Below are 18,510 nucleotides of genomic sequence, written 5' to 3'. Positions count from 1 at the left end.
CGAGGACAATCAAAGGTGGTTCCACCCTGTGGAACCTCAGGGCAGCAGGCGGCAACCCTGGCGCTCGCCCAGCCATTGGGCGCTGTGGCTGCGGCCCAGGCCGCTGGCGGTGACCAGGCGGGTGTCCGGGTGATCGGCAAACGCGCTGGTGGGGATGTATTGCTTCACGTAACCCAGGCAATAGTCCGCCGGGTTGCCCGCCACATACCGGCACGAGCAGTACTCCTTGGCGGTGTAGGCGGCGATGATGTCGGGGAAGGCTTGCAGGTTGACGCGCTCATGCCAGAGCCACCCCAGCAAGACAAGCAACAGCAGGAGAAACAGGCTGATAAACGGGCGACGACGGATCATGGTTGCACCGCCGCGAGCACGCGTTTGAGCAGTTCGTTGTGGCGATAGCGGCCGTCGCGGTCATCGCCGTAGCGCACGATCACCAACTGCGCCTCGGGCAACACATACAACGCCTGGCCCCAGTGCCCCAAGGCCGCGAAGGTATCCTCGGGCGCATCCGGCCAGGGCCTGGCGGCGCCCTGTACCTGGCGGTTGAGCCACCAGTGGCCGCCGGGCACGGCTTCGTCCTGGCCCGCCGTGTACTGCGCCAGGGGTTGACGATTGAAGTCGACCCAGGCCTTGGGCAGCAATTGCCGCTCGCCCCAACGCCCGTCCCGCGCCATCAACAAGCCGACCCGCGCCAGGTCGCGGGCAGTGAGGTAGGCATAGGACGAGGCAACGAAGGTTTCAGTGGCATCGCTTTCCCACGTCGCACTGCGCATGCCCAAAGGCGTGAACAGCGCGGTCCACGGGTAATCGACATAGGCCTTGTGCCCGAGCATGCCCTTGAGGGCGGCAGACACGAGATTGCTGTCACCGCTGGAGTAGCGAAAGGCCTGGCCTGGTGCTGCGAAGGGAGTGCTCTGGGCGGCAAACTCCGCCATATCGGCGCGGCCACGGGTGTAGAGCATGGCCACCACCGAGGATTTCAGCGGGGCGTATTCGTAGTCTTCCTGCCAGTCCAGGCCCGAGGCCCAATTGAGCAGGTGCCCCAGGGTAATGGTCGGGTGCTGCTTCATCGGTGGATAAAAGCGCGCGGCCGGGTCGCTCAGTTTGAAGCGGTTTTCGCCGTACGCCACGCCCAGGACGGTGGCCATCAGGCTTTTGCTGATGGACCAGGTCAGGTGCGGCGTGGTGGCGGTGGTCGGTGCTGCATAGCGCTCATAAATGACTGCGCCATCGCGGATCACCAGCAGCGCGTCGGTGCGGATGCCTTCGCGGGTGATGTCATTGCGCGCCGGGAACGCATAGTCCTCCAGCGCCTTGACGGCGGGACCGGCCAACTGCGGGCCCTGGGACCAATCCTTTGCCGGCCAGGTCTGGGCATGGGCGGTAGCGGTGAACAGCAGCCAGGCGACGCACAGCAGGCCTTTGACCATGGACAAGCACTCGGGGGCATTCAAGCCCGCGAGCCTAATGCAGATAAATGACGGTTTGGCGACAGGCCTGGGAACCACCCCATAGCTCCCACACACGCTCATCCCACAGTCAGCGGGGGGCTGGGTTCAGGGCTTTTTCCAGGCGTTTGGCCCGGGCGCTGGCGGCCAGGTCCAGCACGGCCTGGTCGCGCTGCCACATGGCGGCCCACGCCCCTTCGGCCATCGCTTGATTGATCTGTGGCTTCAGCGCCTCGAACTGCGCAAACAATCCCCCCAACACCACATGCCCCGCCGCCGATGCGCTGGGTTGGCGAATGACCTCGGCGCAGCCGGCCAGCAACGCCAGTAACTGCAGGCGCAGGGCCTGGGGCCAGGCACACTCCTGGCCGATGCCATGCAGCCAGGCGGTCATCGCGCTCAGTACATAGCTGTCCTCCAGGGTGCGGAAGGGTTTGACGTAATCGTCCCAGCCATCCCCCGGCAAGCGCTCGCAAGCGGCATGGTCGAGGTGGACGCGGCCGTGGCTGATATCGGGCATCAAGGCGATCGCGGGCAAGGGTTCCACCCGTACGCCGGGCTCGCCGGCCAGCACCACGGCCAGGGTCAGGCGCGGCTTTTCATCCGCGGCCTCGCAGCGGGCGGCGATCAACAGCCAGTCGGCGGCATCGCCGGCGGTGACGAAGTCCTTGCGCCCGCTCAGGCGCAGGTCATCCAGGCGCGTTTGCATGTCCAGCGGGCGCAGGCTGCGCTGTTCGGTCGCACACAGGGCGCCCAGGCTGTGGGGCGCGCTGGGCCATAACGCGCGCAACGCCGCTTGATAGCCCACCAGGAACGCCAGGCCGGGCGTGGCCATCAGGCGCGCGCCCTGGGTCGCCAGCTCGAAGGGCGTGACCTGCCCCAGGCGTTGCAATAAAACGCTGTAGCCCTCGGCCAGGTTGGCGTGGGCGGGCAGTCGGGCAGGTCGGTCGAGCAAAGCGTGCCAGGGCATGGAAGGCTCCTTGGGGGCTGTCATCTAAGCGTCACCGTAGATTCATGGAGATGACACCGGGGGTACATAGCCTGACTTTGCACAACAAAGTCGACTGGCCGCAACCCTGGCCGGCACCTGGAGACTCGCCATGACTCAGATCGCCCGCATCAGTGACACCGGCAATGAACGCCGTCTGCAAGCCGAACGCCTGATCGGCGCCCAGGCCTTGCAGGAAGCCCAGGCCTTGCGTTTCAGCGTTTTCAGCGGCGAGTTCAATGCCAAGCTCAAAGGCGCAGAACTGGGCCTGGACATGGATGACTATGATGTTCACTGCAGCCACATTGGCGTACGGGACTTGAACACCGGGCGACTGGTTGCCACCACCCGGTTGCTGGATCACCAGGCGGCCAGCACCCTGGGCCGGTTCTACAGCGAAGAAGAATTCAGCCTCCACGGCCTGTTGCATTTGCAGGGGCCGATCCTGGAAATCGGCCGTACCTGTGTCGACCCGGCCTACCGCAACGGCGGCACTATCGCGGTGCTGTGGGGCGAGTTGGCCGAAGTCCTCAACCAGGGCGGCTACAGCTACCTGATGGGCTGCGCGAGCATCCCGATGCATGACGGCGGCATCCAGGCCCACGCGATCATGCAGCGCCTGCGCGAACGCTACCTGTGCAACGAACACCTGCGCGCCGAGCCGAAAAAGCCCCTGCCGAGTCTGGACCTGCCGTCCAACGTCATCGCCGAAATGCCGCCACTGCTCAAGGCCTATATGCGCCTGGGCGCGAAGATCTGCGGCGAGCCGTGCTGGGACGAGGACTTCCAGGTGGCCGACGTGTTTATCCTGCTCAAGCGCGACGAGTTGTGCCCGCGTTATGCGCGCCACTTCAAGGCGGCCATGTGATGGGCCGCCTACGGGTCTACGGGCGGATCGCCCGCGTACTGCTGGTGGTAAGCCTGGGCTTGAGCATGGCCGGGGTGTTTGGCCTGTTCGAGCGCCTGGGGATCGCCAACTCCATGGTGCGGCGCCAGCGCTGGTCGCGGTTTTTCATGGCGCGCCTGAGCCATGCCCTGCCCTTTCGCGTGACCGTGCACGGCGAGCTGCCGCAACAGCCGATGCTGTGGGTCAGCAACCATGTGTCCTGGACCGATATCCCGCTGCTAGGCATGGTGACGCCGCTGTCATTCCTGTCCAAGGCCGAGGTGCGCACCTGGCCGGTGGCCGGCTGGCTGGCGGCCAAGGCCGGCAGCCTGTTTATCCGCCGCGGCTCGGGGGACAGCCAATTGATCCGCAAGCAGATGACCCGTCACCTGGAGCAAAAACACCCGCTGCTGATGTTCCCCGAAGGCACCACCACCGATGGCCGCAGCCTGCGCACCTTCCATGGCCGGCTACTGGCCAGTGCGATTGATGCCGAGGTGGCGCTACAGCCGGTGGCGATCCGTTATTTGCGCGATGGGCAGGTTGATCCGCTCGCGCCGTTTATTGGTGACGATGATTTGCTCTCGCACCTGATGCGTTTGTTTGCCCATGATCAGGGCGACGTTGAGATTCATCTGCTTAAACCCATTGCCTGTGCCGGGCAGGAGCGTGCGGCGCTGGCGTACCAGGCGCAGCAGGCGGTGCAGAAGGCGTTGTTTGGGCCGGTGCCACAAAGCCAGCAGGTGCCGGTTCGCCCGGCGTATGCGGCCTGAAGCAAACACGCAAAAAATGTAGGAGCTGGCTTGCCTGCGATAGCAGTGGCGACTGATACACCGCTATCGCAGGCAAGCCAGCTCCCACATTAGATCGGCGTGGATATTTGACTATCTGCATAGGCCTGCAATTGGGGATAGAACACCCGGAAATCCTCGCTCAACGGCTCATACAGCACCCGCAGTTCCTGCATCGCCTGGCCCAGCTCCTGGGGTTGGCTCAGGCGCCGGGAAATGCCCCGCAGCACGTGCTCCATCACCGCGAACTCGCGGTAGGAGCCCAGCCAGTCATCCGCCGCCATATAAGGGGCAATCTGCGCAAGGCGCCCCGGCAGTTGCGGTTCAGCCGCCAGCACCCGGTACACCCGGGAGGTAAAGCGCTCCAGTGGCTGGTCGGCATACTGTGCCCAATCGCGCGCCAGGCAATGGTCGAAGAACACATCGAGGACAATCCCCGCATAGCGGCGCCGGGTCAGGGTGAACCGTGACAACGCCTGCCCCACCAAGGGGTGGCTGTCGGTAAAGCGGTCGATGGCGCGATGCAGCTGGATCGCCGCCTCGATTTGCGGGGGGTACTGGCCCTGCAGGCGGCCTTTGACGAAATCGCCATAGAGGCTGCCCAGCAGTTGTGCAGGAAGTTGGCCGCCGAGGTGCAGATGTGCGAGATAATTCATGGCGCGCAGTTTAGCACTGCCATCAACGTATCGTTATAACCCGATATACCGATTTATGCAGTTACAAGATCAAAATCGTATTGGTATATCGGGATATAGCGATTTAAAGTTCGCCTCATCGCGATATAACGTTTTACCCACACCGAGCCCTGCCATGTCCATTGACCTCGACGACATAATAAAAGCCCTGGCACACCCAGTACGGCGAGACATTCTCAACTGGCTGAAAGACCCGAAAGTGCAGTTCCCCGAGCAAGTGCACAACCACGAGTACGGCATCTGCGCCGGCCAGATCGACCAGCGCTGCGGCCTGTCGCAGTCCACCGTGTCGGCGCACCTGGCCACCCTGCAACGGGCAGGCTTGATCAGCAGCCAGAAAGCCGGGCAGTGGCACTTTTTCCGCCGCAATGAAGACGTGATCCAAGGGTTTATCCAGGCCCTCACCGAAGAACTCAGCCCACCGCTGTAAAGGACCCCACATGCCTCTTTCGCTACTCATCCTGGCCTTAAGCGCCTTCGCCATCGGCACCACCGAATTCGTCATCATGGGCCTGTTGCCCGATGTGGCGGCCGACCTCGGTGTGTCGATTCCAGGCGCCGGCTGGCTGGTGACCGGCTACGCCCTGGGCGTGGCCATCGGTGCGCCCTTTATGGCACTGGCCACCGCCAGGCTGCCGCGCAAGGCGGCCCTGGTCGCGTTGATGGGTATTTTCATTATCGGCAACCTGCTCTGCGCCCTGGCCAGTGACTACAACGTGCTGATGTTTGCCCGGGTGGTGACTGCGTTGTGCCACGGCGCCTTCTTCGGCATTGGCTCGGTGGTGGCCGCCAACCTGGTGCCGGCCAACAAGCGCGCATCGGCGGTGGCCCTGATGTTTACCGGCCTGACCCTGGCCAACGTGCTCGGCGTGCCCCTGGGCACCGCGCTGGGCCAGGAAGCCGGCTGGCGCTCGACCTTCTGGGCCGTGACGGTGATTGGCGTAATCGCACTGATCGGCCTGATCCGCTTCCTGCCGGCCAAGCGCGATGAAGAAAAACTCGATATGCGCGCCGAACTGGCAGCCCTCAAGGGGGCCGGGATCTGGTTGTCGCTGAGCATGACCGCACTGTTTGCCGCATCGATGTTCACCCTCTTCACCTATGTCGCGCCGTTGCTGGGGGATGTCACCGGCATCTCACCCAAAGGTGTGACCTGGACCCTGCTGCTGATCGGCCTGGGCCTGACCGTGGGCAATATCATCGGCGGCAAACTGGCGGACAAGCGCCTGGCGGCCACCCTGATCGGCGTATTTATCAGCATGGCCGTGGTGTCCACCGCACTGACCTGGACCAGCGTCGCCATCATCCCCACCGAAATCACCCTGTTCCTCTGGGCCACCGCTTCGTTTGCCGCCGTGCCGGCGCTGCAGATCAACGTGGTGACCTTCGGCAAGGCCGCGCCCAACCTGGTCTCGACCCTCAATATCGGCGCTTTCAATATCGGCAACGCCCTCGGCGCCTGGGTCGGCGGCAGTGTGATTGCCCACGGTTTCGGCCTGACCAGCGTGCCATTGGCCGCCGCAGCCCTGGCGATCCTGGCGCTGCTGGTCACGTTGATCACGTTCCACCAAAGCAGCGACGCCAACCTGGCCCCTGCGACCCATTAATTACTTAGAACAGACGAGTATTTGCGATGACGACTATTTTCGATCCGATCAAACTGGGTGATGTGCAGCTGTCGAACCGCATCATCATGGCGCCCCTGACCCGCTGCCGTGCCGACGCTGGCCGCGTGCCCAATGCACTGATGGCTGAATACTACGTGCAGCGGGCCTCTGCCGGGCTGATCCTCACCGAAGCCACCTCGGTGACGCCGATGGGCGTGGGCTACCCGGACACCCCGGGCATCTGGTCCAACGACCAGGTGCGCGGCTGGACCAACATCACCAAGGCGGTGCACGGCGCAGGCGGCAAGATCTTCCTGCAACTGTGGCATGTGGGGCGGATCTCCCACGGGGCCTACCTGAACGGCGAAACCCCGGTGGCGCCGAGTGCGGTCCAGCCGGCCGGCCATGTCAGCCTGATGCGCCCACTGGCGGACTACCCGACCCCACGCGCTCTGGAAACCGCGGAAATCGCCGATATCGTCGACGCCTACCGCGTGGGCGCCGAGAACGCCAAGGCCGCCGGTTTTGACGGGGTGCAGGTGCATGGCGCCAATGGCTACCTGCTCGACCAGTTCCTGCAAAGCAGCACCAACCAGCGTACCGACGAGTACGGCGGCTCCCTGGAAAACCGTGCACGGCTGTTGCTGGAAGTGACCGATGCGCTGATCGAAGTCTGGGGCGCTGGCCGCGTGGGGATGCATTTATCGCCACGGGCCGACCTACATGACATGGGCGATGACAACCTGGCAGAAACCTTCACCTACGTCGCCCGTGAACTGGGCAAGCGCGGCATCGCCTTTATCTGCGCCCGCGAGCAAGAAGCCGGCGACAGCCTGGGCCCGCAATTGAAAGCCGCGTTCGGCGGGCCGTACATTGCCAACGAGCTCTTCACCAAAGACAGCGCCAATGCCTGGCTGGCCTCGGGCAAGGCCGATGCGGTGGCGTTTGGCGTACCGTTTATCGCCAACCCGGACCTGCCGGCGCGCCTCAAGGCCGATGCGCCGCTGAACGAAGCCAACCCGCAGACCTTCTACACTCAAGGCCCGGTCGGCTACATCGACTACCCGACCCTGGCGCTCTGAGCGCGGCAACGCAAAAGCCCCGGCTCGCAAGAGCCGGGGCTTTTTATTGGATCGTGAAGCAATCGCGCGCCCACAGGTTCAGTAACACTCCTTCACAGCAATGCAACAATATCGCTACAAAATACTTAGCCGGCTACCTTTCAACCCGACCCCAGCACGTATATAACGTCACCCCACAAATAAGCCGGAAGGATGATTGACCGTCCTTGGGCTTTACTGTTGACACAAGCGGACGCAATTACGCATTTTGTATCAATTGCGCAGGTTGGGGCTCAGGCGCAGCATGTCCAGCCCGATATCCACCAGACGCTCGGCCTGCTGATACAGCTCAAAGCTGTCTGGCACCAATAGCCACTGACCGAGCAGCCCATTGATATAGCCATAAATGCACACCGCCCCGCGAGCGGTGTCGAGGTTTTCCGGCAGTTGCCCGCGGTGGACTGCATTGCGCAGTGTCAGGACGATGCGCAGGTTGCACTCAAGGCTGTGGGTCTGGCGCTGACGGCGCATGTCGCACATTTCATCGGTAAATTCGCACTTATGGAACAGGATCTCATTAATGCGCCGAGTCTTCGGGTCCAGGGCCACCTGATGAAAAAGATGGATCAGCAGCTTGCGCATGCAGCCCAGCGGATCGACCTCATCCTCGCTTTCACTGGCCCTGGCCAATTCATCCAGGGGTTCGTGCAGCGTGTCGAGCAGTGCCTGCAACAGGTCCGATTTGTTGCTGAAATGCCAGTAAATCGCGCCCCGCGTCACGCCGGCCCGCGCCGCGATGTCCGCCAGCGTCGTGCGCGCAACGCCGCGCTCATAAAAGGCTTGCTCGGCGGCTTCAAGTATTTGGCTGCGCGTTTCCTGAGCTTCCTCTTTGGTACGACGAACCATGGCAGTAACACCTCAATCAGGACACGTGCGGGGGTGGATAACCACCTTCTGAATAATTATGGGACGACGCCTTCATGGGCGGCGAACGTACTAGAATCGAGGCTTGCAGCGTTGCTTTGTCAGGAATCCGCGAAGCCTGTCAAGAGTTTACAAACAACCATGAACGTAAGTATATTGCCTAGCAAGCTACTTATCTACTCACTGCCTGTTTTTTACCCTTCCACACTTCTTGTGCGTATCAAACGCGCCTGACCCGAGGATCTTCATGCAACTTAAGCCAGCTGTTACCGCTCTGGTCACTGCCGTCGCCCTGGCATCGCTGCTCAGCGGATGTAAAAAGGAAGAAGCGGCACCGCCCGCTCAAACCCCTCAGGTCGGCGTGGTCACCCTTCAACCTCAAGCCTATACCCTGACCTCCGAATTGCCGGGGCGCACCACTGCGTTCCGCATCGCCGAAGTCCGGCCCCAGGTCAATGGCATCATTCTCAAGCGCCTGTTCAAGGAAGGCGGCGACGTCAAGGAAGGCCAGCAGCTTTACCAGATCGATCCGTCGGTCTATGAAGCCACGCTCAAAAGCGCCCAGGCCAACCTGCAGCAGACCAAGTCGATTGCCGACCGCTACAAGCAACTGGTCAACGAGCAGGCGGTCAGCCGTCAGGAATACGACACCGCCGTGTCCAACCGCCTGACCTCGGAAGCCAACCTGCAGAGCGCCCAGATCAACGTGCGCTATACCAAGGTGTTCGCGCCGATCTCCGGGCGCATCGGGCGTTCTTCGGTCACCGAAGGCGCGCTGGTCAGCAATGGCCAGGCCGACGCCATGGCGGTGATCCAGCAACTGGACCCGATCTACGTCGACGTCACGCAATCCTCCGCCGAGATGCTGAAACTGCGTCGCGACCTGGAAAGCGGCCAACTGCAAAAAGCCGGCGAAAACGCCGCCATGGTCAAGCTGACCCTGGAAGACGGCAGCGAATACAGCCAGCAAGGTCGCCTGGAGTTCTCCGAGGTGTCGGTCGACCAGACCACCGGCTCGGTCACCCTGCGTGCCGTGTTCCCCAACCCTGAGCACACCCTGCTGCCGGGCATGTTTGTCCACGCGCAACTGCAGGCCGGTGTGAACAGCAAGGCGATCCTCGCCCCGCAGCAAGGCGTGACCCGCGATATCCGGGGTATCCCGACGGCGCTGGTGGTGACCGCCGACAACAAGGTCGAACACCGCGTGCTGGTGGCCAACCGTACCGCCGGCGCCTACTGGCTGGTGGAAAAAGGCCTGAATGCCGGTGACCGTGTGATTACCGAAGGCTTGCAGTTCATCAAGCCGGGCATCACGGTTGACGCGAAGGAAGCCACCAACGCCAAGCCCGCCGGTACTGCTCCTGCCGCCGCTGGCAAAGGGGAGTAATACATGTCGAAATTTTTTATCGACCGTCCCATTTTCGCCTGGGTAATCGCCCTGGTGATCATGCTGGTCGGGGCCTTGTCGATCCTCAAGTTGCCCATCAACCAATACCCGGCCATCGCGCCAACCGCCATTGATATCCAGGTGACCTACCCAGGCGCGTCCGCACAAACCGTGCAGGACACCGTGGTGCAGGTGATCGAGCAGCAACTCAACGGTATCGACAACCTGCGTTATGTGGCCTCGGACAGTAACTCCGACGGCAGCATGACCATCACCGCGACGTTCAACCAGGGGACCAACCCTGACATCGCCCAGGTCCAGGTGCAGAACAAGCTGAACCTGGCGACCCCATTGCTGCCGCAAGAAGTGCAGCAACAGGGGATCCGCGTGACCAAGTCGGTGAAGAACTTCCTGATGGTGATCGGCCTGGTGTCCGAAGACGGCAGCATGACCAAGGATGACCTGTCCAACTACATCGTTTCCAACATCCAGGACCCGATTTCCCGGACGTCTGGCGTGGGTGACTTCCAGGTCTTCGGTTCCCAGTACGCCATGCGTATCTGGCTGGACCCGGCCAAGTTGAACAACTTCCAGATGACCCCGGTGGATGTCAGCAGTGCCATCGCCGCGCAGAACGTCCAGGTGGCCACCGGCCAATTGGGCGGCCTGCCAGCCCTGCCCGGCACCCAGTTGAACGCCACCATCATCGGCAAGACCCGCCTGCAGACCGCCGAGCAGTTTGAAAAGATCCTGCTGCGCGTCAACGCCGACGGCTCCCAAGTACGCCTGGGCGATGTCGCCCGTATCGAGCTGGGTGGCCAGAACTACAGCATCAGCGCCCAGTTCAACGGCAAGCCGGCCTCCGGCATGGCGATCAAGCTGGCCTCGGGCGCCAACGCCCTGGACACCGCCAAGGCCATCCGTGCCACGGTCGCGTCCCTGGAGCCGTTCTTCCCGCCGGGCATGAAGGCGGTGGTTCCGTATGACACCACCCCAGTGGTGACCGAATCGATTTCCGGGGTTGTCGATACCCTGATCGAGGCGATCGTCCTGGTGTTCCTGGTGATGTACCTGTTCCTGCAGAACTTTCGCGCCACCATCATCACCACCATGACCGTACCGGTGGTGTTGCTGGGTACGTTCGGTATCCTCGCGGCCTTCGGCTTCACCATCAACACCTTGACCATGTTCGGCATGATCCTGGCCATCGGCTTGCTGGTGGACGATGCGATCGTGGTGGTGGAAAACGTCGAGCGGGTGATGGCCGAGGAGCACCTGTCGCCCAAGGAGGCGACGGTCAAGTCCATGGGCCAGATCCAGGGAGCCCTGGTGGGTATCGCCCTGGTCCTGTCGGCGGTACTGCTGCCGATGGCGTTCTTTGGCGGCTCCACGGGGGTCATCTATAAACAGTTCTCCATCACCATTGTGTCGGCGATGGCCCTGTCGGTGCTGGTTGCCCTGATCTTCACCCCGGCCCTGTGCGCCACCATGCTCAAGCCGATCGACCCCGAAAAACATGGCCAACCCAAGCGCGGGTTCTTCGGCTGGTTCAACCGCACCTTCGACCGTGGCGTCCTGAGCTACGAGCGCGGCGTGGGCAACATGATCAAGCACAAGGCACCTTCGTTCCTGGTGTACCTGATCATCTTTGCCGGCATGATCTGGCTGTTCACCCGGATTCCAAGCGCGTTCCTGCCCGAGGAAGACCAGGGTGTGATCTTCGCCCAGGTGCAGACGCCAGTCGGTTCTTCGGCCGAGCGTACGCAAGTGGTCATCGACGAAATGCGCGCGTTCCTGTTGAACGACAAGGAAGGCGAGCCGGGCGAAGGCAAGGCCGTGAAGTCGGTCTTTACCGTGAACGGTTTCAACTTCGCTGGTCGTGGCCAAAGTTCGGGCCTGGCGTTTGTCATGCTCAAGCCGTGGGACGAGCGGGATGCCTCGCTGTCGGTGTTCGAGGTGGCCAAGCGTGCCCAGGGCTACTTCTTCCAGACCTTCAAGGACGCCATGGTATTTGCCATCGTGCCGCCTTCGGTACTGGAATTGGGTAACGCCACCGGTTTCGACGTGTTCCTGCAAGACCAGGGCGGTGTGGGTCACGAAGCGTTGATGAACGCCCGTAACCAGTTCCTCGGCATGGCTGCGCAAAGCAAGATCCTCGCCGGCGTGCGCCCCAACGGCGTCAACGATGAGCCGCAGTACGAGCTGACCATTGATGACGAGAAGGCCAGTGCCCAGGGCATCAGCCTGTCGAGCATCAACCAGACCCTGGCGATTGCCCTGGGTGGCAGCTACGTCAACGACTTTATCGACCGTGGCCGGGTGAAGAAGGTCTATGTGCAGAGCGAGGCTGCTGGCCGGATGTCCCCGGAAGACCTGAACAAGTGGTTCGTGCGCGCCAATGACGGAAAAATGGTGCCACTCTCAGCAATTGCCTCTGGCAAATGGATCTACGGCTCGCCGAAACTGTCGCGGTACAACGGTGTAGCGGCAATGGAAATCCTCGGTACACCGGCACCGGGCTACAGCACCGGTGACGCCATGGCCGAGGTCGAACGCATCGCCAAGCAACTGCCGGCGGGTGTGGGCTATGCCTGGACCGGCCTGTCGTACGAAGAACGCTTGTCCGGCTCCCAGGCACCGGCGTTGTACGCCCTGTCGCTGCTGGTGGTGTTCCTTTGCCTGGCCGCGTTGTACGAAAGCTGGTCGATTCCGATTGCGGTAGTGCTGGTGGTACCGCTGGGCGTGATCGGTGCACTGATGGCGACCAGCCTGCGAGGACTGTCCAACGACGTGTTCTTCCAGGTGGGGCTGTTGGTCACCGTGGGCCTGGCCTCGAAGAACGCCATCCTGATCGTGGAGTTCGCCAAGGAGCTGCATGAACAGGGCAAGGGCATCGTCGAGGCAGCCATCGAGGCGTCCCGCATGCGCCTGCGTCCGATCATCATGACGTCTATGGCGTTCGTCCTCGGCGTACTGCCGCTGGCGATCTCCTCGGGCGCTGGTTCAGGCAGCCAGCACGCAATCGGGACCGGGGTAATTGGCGGTATGATCACCGCCACCGTCCTGGCGATCTTCTGGGTGCCACTGTTCTTTGTGACCGTGTCTGCCATTGGCAGCCGCAAAAAAACTGACAAGTCCGATACACCGCACACTCCTAAAGAGGCTGGCTAATGCGCAAGTCGCTACTTTCCCTGGCAGTCACCGCATTCGTGCTCAGTGGCTGCTCGCTGATCCCTGACTATCAGCGACCTGAAGCACCGGTTGCCGCCCAGTTCCCGCAGGGGCCGGCGTATTCGTCGGCCCAGGCGCCGAGCCAGGCCGCTGCCGAGCAAGGCTGGAAGCAGTTTTTCCACGACCCGGCCCTGCAACAGCTGATCCAGGTCGCGCTGGTGAACAACCGTGACCTGCGCGTCGCCGCGCTGAACATCGACGCCTTTGCCGCGCAGTACCGTATCCAGCGTGCCGACCTGTTCCCGGCCGTCGGCGTCAATGGCAGCGGCAACCGCCAGCGCGTTCCGGCACGGGCCTCGCAAACCGGCGAGTCGAACATCACCAGCTCTTACTCGGCGACCCTCGGGATCAACGCCTATGAGCTGGACCTGTTCGGCCGGGTGCGCAGCCTGAGCGAAGAAGCGTTGCAGAAGTACTTCGCCACCGAAGAAGCACGCCGCAGCACGCAGATCAGCCTGGTGGCCAGCGTGGCCAACGCCTACCTGACCTGGCAAGCGGACAAGGAACTGCTGAAACTGACCCAGGACACCCTGGCGGCGTACGAGCAGAGCTTCAAGCTCACCTCGCGCAGCAACGAAGTCGGCGTGGCCTCGGCCCTGGACTTGAGCCAGGCCCGCACCTCGGTTGAAAGCGCCCGCGTGCAACTGGCCCGCTACACCCGCCAGGTAGCCCAGGACGAAAACAACCTGACCCTGCTGCTGGGCACCGGCCTGCCGGCGAATCTCGCCACCCAGCCGCTGTCCGACGACCTGTTGAGCGAAGTACCGGCCGGCCTGCCTTCGGACCTGCTGCAACGTCGCCCCGATATCCTGCAGGCCGAGCACAACCTCAAGGCGGCCAACGCCAATATCGGCGCGGCACGGGCGGCGTTCTTCCCGAGCATCAGCCTGACCGCCAATGCCGGCACCCTGAGCCCGGACCTCGGCGGCCTGTTCAAGGGCGGCTCGGGCACCTGGTCGTTCGCACCGCAGATCAACATCCCGATCTTCAACGCCGGTAGCCTGCGCGCCAGCCTGGACTACTCGAAGATCCAGAAAGAGATCAACGTCGCCACCTACGAGAAGTCGATCCAGACCGCGTTCCAGGAAGTCTCCGACGGCCTGGCAGCACGTGCGACCTACAACCAACAGTTGCAGGCCCAGCGTGATTTCGTCGAGGCCAACCAGGACTACTACCGCCTGGCCGAGCGTCGTTACCGGATTGGGGTGGATAGCAACCTGACCTTCCTCGACGCCCAGCGCCAATTGTTCGCTGCCCAGCAAACGCTGATCACCGACCGCCTGGCCCAACTGACCAGCGAAGTGACCTTGTACAAGGCCCTCGGTGGCGGCTGGAACGAACAGACCGCGAAAAATGAGCCGGTGAAAGAAGAAGCGCCGAAGCTCAAGTTGTTCTAAGCGGCGTAGCCACACACGAAGCCCACCTTTTGGTGGGCTTTTTCATGGACGCACAGTTTCGTTCGATCACCGCCCAAAACCCGCCCTCCCCCAATTGAACCGCCCCACTCACGCCCCGCACCATGGCCCGCACCTGAAAACCACCAATAACAACAGGTCCCACGCCATGAGCACCTTGCACCCTCGCCGGCTATTGCTGGCAACCGCTGTCGCCAGCCTTGCCCTCCCAGTTGTTGCTCAGGAACACGGCTTTCTGGAAGATGCCAGCGCCCACCTCAACCTGCGCAATTTCTTCTTCAACCGCAATTTCACCCACCCGACCAAGGCCCAGGGCGGCGCGCAGGAGTGGACGCAGAGTTTCATCCTCGATGCCAAGTCCGGTTTCACCCAAGGCACCGTGGGGTTCGGGGTGGATGTGCTGGGCATGTATTCGCAAAAGCTCGACGGCGGCGGCGGCTCCAGTGGCACCCAATTGCTGCCCCTGGATCATGATGGCAAACCGGCGGACAACTTCGGCCGCCTGGGGGTGGCGTTCAAGGCACGGATTTCCCAGACTGAGTTGAAGGTCGGCGAGTGGATGCCGGTGCTGCCGATCCTGCGTTCGGACGACGGCCGCTCCCTGCCGCAAACCCTGCGCGGCGGGCAGATCACCTCCAAAGAGATCGCCGGCCTGACCCTGTATGGCGGCCAGTTCCGCGCCAACAGCCCGCGTGACGACAGCAGCATGACGGACATGTCGATGTTCGGTAAAACCGCATTCACCTCCGATCGCTTCAACTTCCAGGGCGCCGAATATGCGTTCAACGACAAACGCACCCAGCTCGGCGTATGGAATGCCCAGCTCAAGGACATCTACCGCCAGCAATACCTCAACCTGACCCACAGCCAGTCCATTGGCGACTGGACCCTGGGCGCCAACCTCGGCTTCTTCTATGGCCAGGACGACGGCAGCGCCCGGGCCGGCAAGCTGCACAACAAGACCTGGTCCGGCCTGTTCTCGGCCAGGTACGGCGGCCACACCTTCTACGTCGGCCTGCAAAAACTTAGCGGCAACAGCGCGTGGATGCGGGTCAATGGCACCAGCGGCGGCACCCTGGCCAACGACAGCTTCAACGCCAGCTACGACAATGCCGAGGAAAAATCCTGGCAGGTGCGCCATGACTACAACTTCGCCCCCCTCGGCGTGCCGGGCCTGACCTTGATGAACCGCTATATCAGCGGCAGCAACGTGCACACCGCCACCGTCAGCGACGGCAAGGAATGGGGCCGAGAAAGCGAAGTGGGCTACACCGTGCAAAGCGGCAGCCTGAAAAGTCTTACCCTGCGCTGGCGCAATTCGAGCATGCGCCGGGACTACAGCAACAATGAGTTTGATGAAAACCGGTTGATCGTCAGTTACCCGATAAGTCTGCTGTAAACCCGCGACAATCTTGCGGTATGGTGCGCGCCTGCCGCTGTTGACCCCATTCAGCAGCGGCCTTTATTTGAGCCGGCCCCCACCATGAAATCCCTTGCCATAGTCGCCTTGTTCGCCCTGGCACTGAGCCTCAGCGCCTGCATCGGCGGGCCCATTGCCCTGACGCCGCAGACCGCACAACGCCTGCAAGCCCAGGCGCCGATCCGTTTTCTGCTGACCTTCGATGACGGGCCCAGTGCCTCGGGGTACGCCAACCCTAGCCGTTCGGTAATCCAGGACCTGGCCCACAACCCGGTGCAGCCGGGGATCAAGGCGATTTTCTTTTTGCAGACCGAGGCCTGGCGTTCAGGCGGCAGCCCGCGGGGGCGTAAAACCATGGAGCGCGAGCACGCGGGTGGGCATATCCTGGCCTTTCACACCGCGACGCGCTGGCACAGTAACCATCGCCTGTTAAACGACGAAGACCTGGCCCAGACCCTGCGCCTGGGCGCGGCGACGATTGCCTCGATCACTGGCGCTGCGCCGAACCTGGTACGCCCGCCCTTCTGGAACTACGACCTGCGCACTTTCGCCGCCTACCAGCGACACGGCATGCACATCTTGCTCACCGACTTGAGTGCCAATGACGGCAAGATCTGGGGCTTCAATGCCAGCCCCCAGCGCCGGGCCAACCTGCTGCGGCAACTGTCGCTGGTGCGCGAACGCATTGCCCTGGGCGAACTGCCGACCGTGGACGGGGTGATTCCGGTGGTGGTGACCTTTCACGACATCAACCGCTATACCGCCCGGCACCTGCCGGAATACCTGCAGATCCTGATGGACAGCGCCCAGGCCAATGGCCTGAAGACCGCCGCCGAGCCGTTCTACACCGACCGCTCGGCACTGGAACGCGGGGCCCTGGCGCGCACAGTGAAGGATGCCCACGAAGTGGTGCACTTGCCGGGGGTGTGGAACTGGGTGTGGGACGCCGACGCCCACTGAAAGCCGCACGGCCACCCGGGTCCTGAAAAAAATTGTATTGGTTCCCTGCGGAATCCTTGGCCACTGCTCAGCCACTAGTACTCAAAACGCACACACTATAGCGAGAGTACGTCATGGTAATAGCAACTAGCTTACAACCGTTAAATCTACCCCCTCCAAGCCAGCCTGCTGTAGCACTGGCGGGTAACTCCGTCTCGAATCCCATCACGATTCAAAGCCCGCCACTAAAAAAATCACATGCACAATTCACGTCAAGCTCAAAGTTGACCCCCGATCAAAACTACGTTGAAAAATATCCAGTCTATACAAACTCTTTCACCCTCTTTAGCGACAACCATATAAAAATAACCCATAAAGTCACTTGGGAAAAAACCAAGGATGATGGATATATAAACAGAAATAACGCTCTGCAAATCGTAACAGGTGATAATTCAGACCTCATAAAAGTCAACCCTTCGTCAGGCAACGACATTCACCTAGAAGTCAATGGCACTCACTACCTATTAAAAATCAACAACCATGAAGACTACCCAGAGCAACTGCACATCAAGTCAAAAGGCGGTGATGATCACATCAGGGTTGATCCTCGCGTCACTATCCCCATCACCATTGAGGGGGGTAGGGGCAACGACAGGATTGAAACCCTTGGCAGCGGTGCAACCCGTGTCTACGGCGGTGCAGGAGATGACGACATTACCTTGGGCAGCGGCGACAGCTACGCCGAGGGCAATAGCGGCAATGACAAAATGCGTGGCGGCACGGGCAAGACCGTCATGTATGGCAACAACGGCGCTGACCTGATGTTCTCCGGCCCCGGCAGCAAGGGAACGTTCAGCTATATGGATGGCGGCACGGGCAACGACACCATGATCGGCGCCAGCCCCTTGAACCTGATGCATGGCGGCCCCGGAGAAGACTTGATGTACAGCATAGGGCCGACCACGTTCTACACCGGTCGAGGCCGGGACACCGTGCTGGCAAACCATACAAGCGACAGGATCTACGCCGACGCCGGTGATCGTGTCGCCAGGGTTGCCGGCTCTACCCTAAGACAGGTCCGAATAAACGATGCCGGCCACAAAGCCTTTAAAATCGAAGGCTCAGACAAGTTCAAACAACAAACCCAAGACGACCTTGAATTTTTCAGAAATTCGCCAACTGCACAAACAATGCTCACTGAACTGGACCAGGCGGCCGAACTCAATGGTTCCCCCGTCACCATTCGCGAGACCGGTGACCGCCCTAATTATTCATTCCGCAACAACCTCACAAGAGAATACGATAAACAACTAAAAGAATATGACGACCTCGCAGAATCCCCCTTGCTAGGTTTTATCCAAGGTCAAGCCAAGGGTTCGGTAGCAACTGGCGCGGCAATAAACAACAACCCCGGCCTCATCGTCGAAGAACCGCCGGTCATTAGTCTTTACCATGAAATGGCCCATGCTTATAACGGTGCCCATGGCACACTCCTACCAGGCCAAACCAATGACGAGCCCAACCTGGAGCGCCAAGCCGTTGGGTTGGAGACCAATGCTCCCGCCTTTGATTTTGACAACAACCCCAGGACGCCCCCCACCACAACCAACCCCAAGCCCTTTACCGAAAATGCGCTGCGTGAAGAAACCGGCTTTCCACGGCGTAATTCCTACATTCAACCTGCTGAAGAATGACTTGGCATAAGAGTGGCAAATCGT

Annotated in this window: 16 protein-coding genes; 11 read left to right on the top strand and 5 right to left on the bottom strand. The window is 61.7% G+C overall.

Going from position 1 to position 18,510, the window contains the following annotated elements:
- Positions 1 to 36: 36 nt before the first annotated feature.
- The 3 genes from AO268_RS03225 to AO268_RS03215 all read right to left on the bottom strand — a co-directional run bounded on the left by AO268_RS03225 (position 37) and on the right by AO268_RS03215 (position 2,418).
- A complete protein-coding gene (locus AO268_RS03225; protein WP_099167883.1) occupies positions 37 to 351 on the bottom strand; it encodes an amidase in 315 nt (104 codons plus the stop codon).
- Positions 348 to 1,430, bottom strand: a complete 1,083-nt coding sequence (locus AO268_RS03220) for a serine hydrolase domain-containing protein (protein WP_099167882.1) — start codon at positions 1,428 to 1,430, stop codon at positions 348 to 350. Before AO268_RS03220 ends, AO268_RS03225 begins: the two co-directional genes overlap by 4 nt.
- Positions 1,431 to 1,539: 109 nt before the next feature.
- A complete protein-coding gene (locus AO268_RS03215; protein ID WP_099167881.1) occupies positions 1,540 to 2,418 on the bottom strand; it encodes an acyl-CoA dehydrogenase family protein in 879 nt (292 codons plus the stop codon).
- 130 nt (positions 2,419 to 2,548) lie between these two features.
- Between AO268_RS03215 and olsB the strand changes: the two genes are divergently transcribed.
- Both olsB and AO268_RS03205 read left to right on the top strand, forming a co-directional pair.
- Positions 2,549 to 3,304, top strand: a complete 756-nt coding sequence (gene olsB, locus AO268_RS03210; protein ID WP_057439788.1) for an L-ornithine N(alpha)-acyltransferase — start codon at positions 2,549 to 2,551, stop codon at positions 3,302 to 3,304.
- Positions 3,304 to 4,095 carry a lysophospholipid acyltransferase family protein gene (locus AO268_RS03205; RefSeq protein WP_099167880.1) on the top strand — a complete coding sequence of 264 codons (792 nt, stop codon included), beginning with the start codon at positions 3,304 to 3,306 and terminating at the stop codon, positions 4,093 to 4,095. The genes olsB and AO268_RS03205 overlap by 1 nt, the downstream gene beginning before the upstream one ends.
- Positions 4,096 to 4,184: 89 nt before the next feature.
- Here AO268_RS03205 and AO268_RS03200 read toward each other — a convergent pair whose 3' ends face one another.
- Positions 4,185 to 4,769 (bottom strand): acyl carrier protein phosphodiesterase, encoded by a 585-nt coding sequence (locus tag AO268_RS03200; protein ID WP_076964913.1) that lies wholly within the window; start codon positions 4,767 to 4,769, stop codon positions 4,185 to 4,187.
- A 154-nt stretch (positions 4,770 to 4,923) separates the two neighbouring features.
- Here AO268_RS03200 and AO268_RS03195 point away from each other — a divergent pair, with 154 nt between their 5' ends.
- Genes AO268_RS03195 through AO268_RS03185 form a run of 3 tightly spaced genes read left to right on the top strand, consistent with a single transcriptional unit; the run spans position 4,924 to position 7,497 of the window.
- Positions 4,924 to 5,238 carry an ArsR/SmtB family transcription factor gene (locus AO268_RS03195; protein ID WP_076964914.1) on the top strand — a complete coding sequence of 105 codons (315 nt, stop codon included), beginning with the start codon at positions 4,924 to 4,926 and terminating at the stop codon, positions 5,236 to 5,238.
- A gap of 10 nt (positions 5,239 to 5,248) precedes the next feature.
- Complete coding sequence (locus AO268_RS03190) at positions 5,249 to 6,415, top strand: MFS transporter (protein ID WP_076964915.1); 1,167 nt, start codon at positions 5,249 to 5,251, stop codon at positions 6,413 to 6,415.
- A 26-nt stretch (positions 6,416 to 6,441) separates the two neighbouring features.
- Positions 6,442 to 7,497 carry an alkene reductase gene (locus AO268_RS03185; protein WP_076964916.1) on the top strand — a complete coding sequence of 352 codons (1,056 nt, stop codon included), beginning with the start codon at positions 6,442 to 6,444 and terminating at the stop codon, positions 7,495 to 7,497.
- Between the two features lie 252 nt (positions 7,498 to 7,749).
- Here AO268_RS03185 and AO268_RS03180 read toward each other — a convergent pair whose 3' ends face one another.
- Complete coding sequence (locus AO268_RS03180; RefSeq protein ID WP_099167879.1) at positions 7,750 to 8,382, bottom strand: TetR family transcriptional regulator; 633 nt, start codon at positions 8,380 to 8,382, stop codon at positions 7,750 to 7,752.
- Positions 8,383 to 8,647: 265 nt separating this feature from the next.
- Between AO268_RS03180 and AO268_RS03175 the strand changes: the two genes are divergently transcribed.
- From AO268_RS03175 to AO268_RS03150, 6 genes are all read left to right on the top strand, one after another.
- On the top strand, positions 8,648 to 9,787 hold the full coding sequence (locus AO268_RS03175; protein WP_076964918.1) for an efflux RND transporter periplasmic adaptor subunit: 1,140 nt from the start codon (positions 8,648 to 8,650) through the stop codon (positions 9,785 to 9,787).
- 3 nt (positions 9,788 to 9,790) lie between these two features.
- Entirely contained in the window at positions 9,791 to 12,958 is a 3,168-nt protein-coding gene (locus tag AO268_RS03170) for an efflux RND transporter permease subunit (protein ID WP_076964919.1), read from the top strand.
- The gene (adeC, locus tag AO268_RS03165; RefSeq protein ID WP_076964920.1) at positions 12,958 to 14,415 is read left to right on the top strand and encodes an AdeC/AdeK/OprM family multidrug efflux complex outer membrane factor; all 1,458 of its coding nucleotides are present in this window, start codon (positions 12,958 to 12,960) and stop codon (positions 14,413 to 14,415) included. The genes AO268_RS03170 and adeC overlap by 1 nt, the downstream gene beginning before the upstream one ends.
- Positions 14,416 to 14,581: 166 nt before the next feature.
- Complete coding sequence (locus tag AO268_RS03160; RefSeq protein WP_099167878.1) at positions 14,582 to 15,832, top strand: OprD family porin; 1,251 nt, start codon at positions 14,582 to 14,584, stop codon at positions 15,830 to 15,832.
- Between the two features lie 84 nt (positions 15,833 to 15,916).
- Entirely contained in the window at positions 15,917 to 16,813 is an 897-nt protein-coding gene (locus tag AO268_RS03155) for a polysaccharide deacetylase family protein (protein ID WP_076964922.1), read from the top strand.
- A gap of 113 nt (positions 16,814 to 16,926) precedes the next feature.
- A complete protein-coding gene (locus tag AO268_RS03150; protein WP_099167877.1) occupies positions 16,927 to 18,486 on the top strand; it encodes a M91 family zinc metallopeptidase in 1,560 nt (519 codons plus the stop codon).
- The last annotated feature ends 24 nt before the right edge of the window (positions 18,487 to 18,510 follow it).

It is taken from the genome of Pseudomonas sp. ICMP 8385 (assembly GCF_002699915.1).
GTDB classification, from domain to species: Bacteria; Pseudomonadota; Gammaproteobacteria; order Pseudomonadales; family Pseudomonadaceae; genus Aquipseudomonas; species Aquipseudomonas gessardii.
The sequence above is the reverse complement of the archived record's forward strand: the minus strand, read 5'-3'. Positions and strand labels throughout refer to the sequence as shown.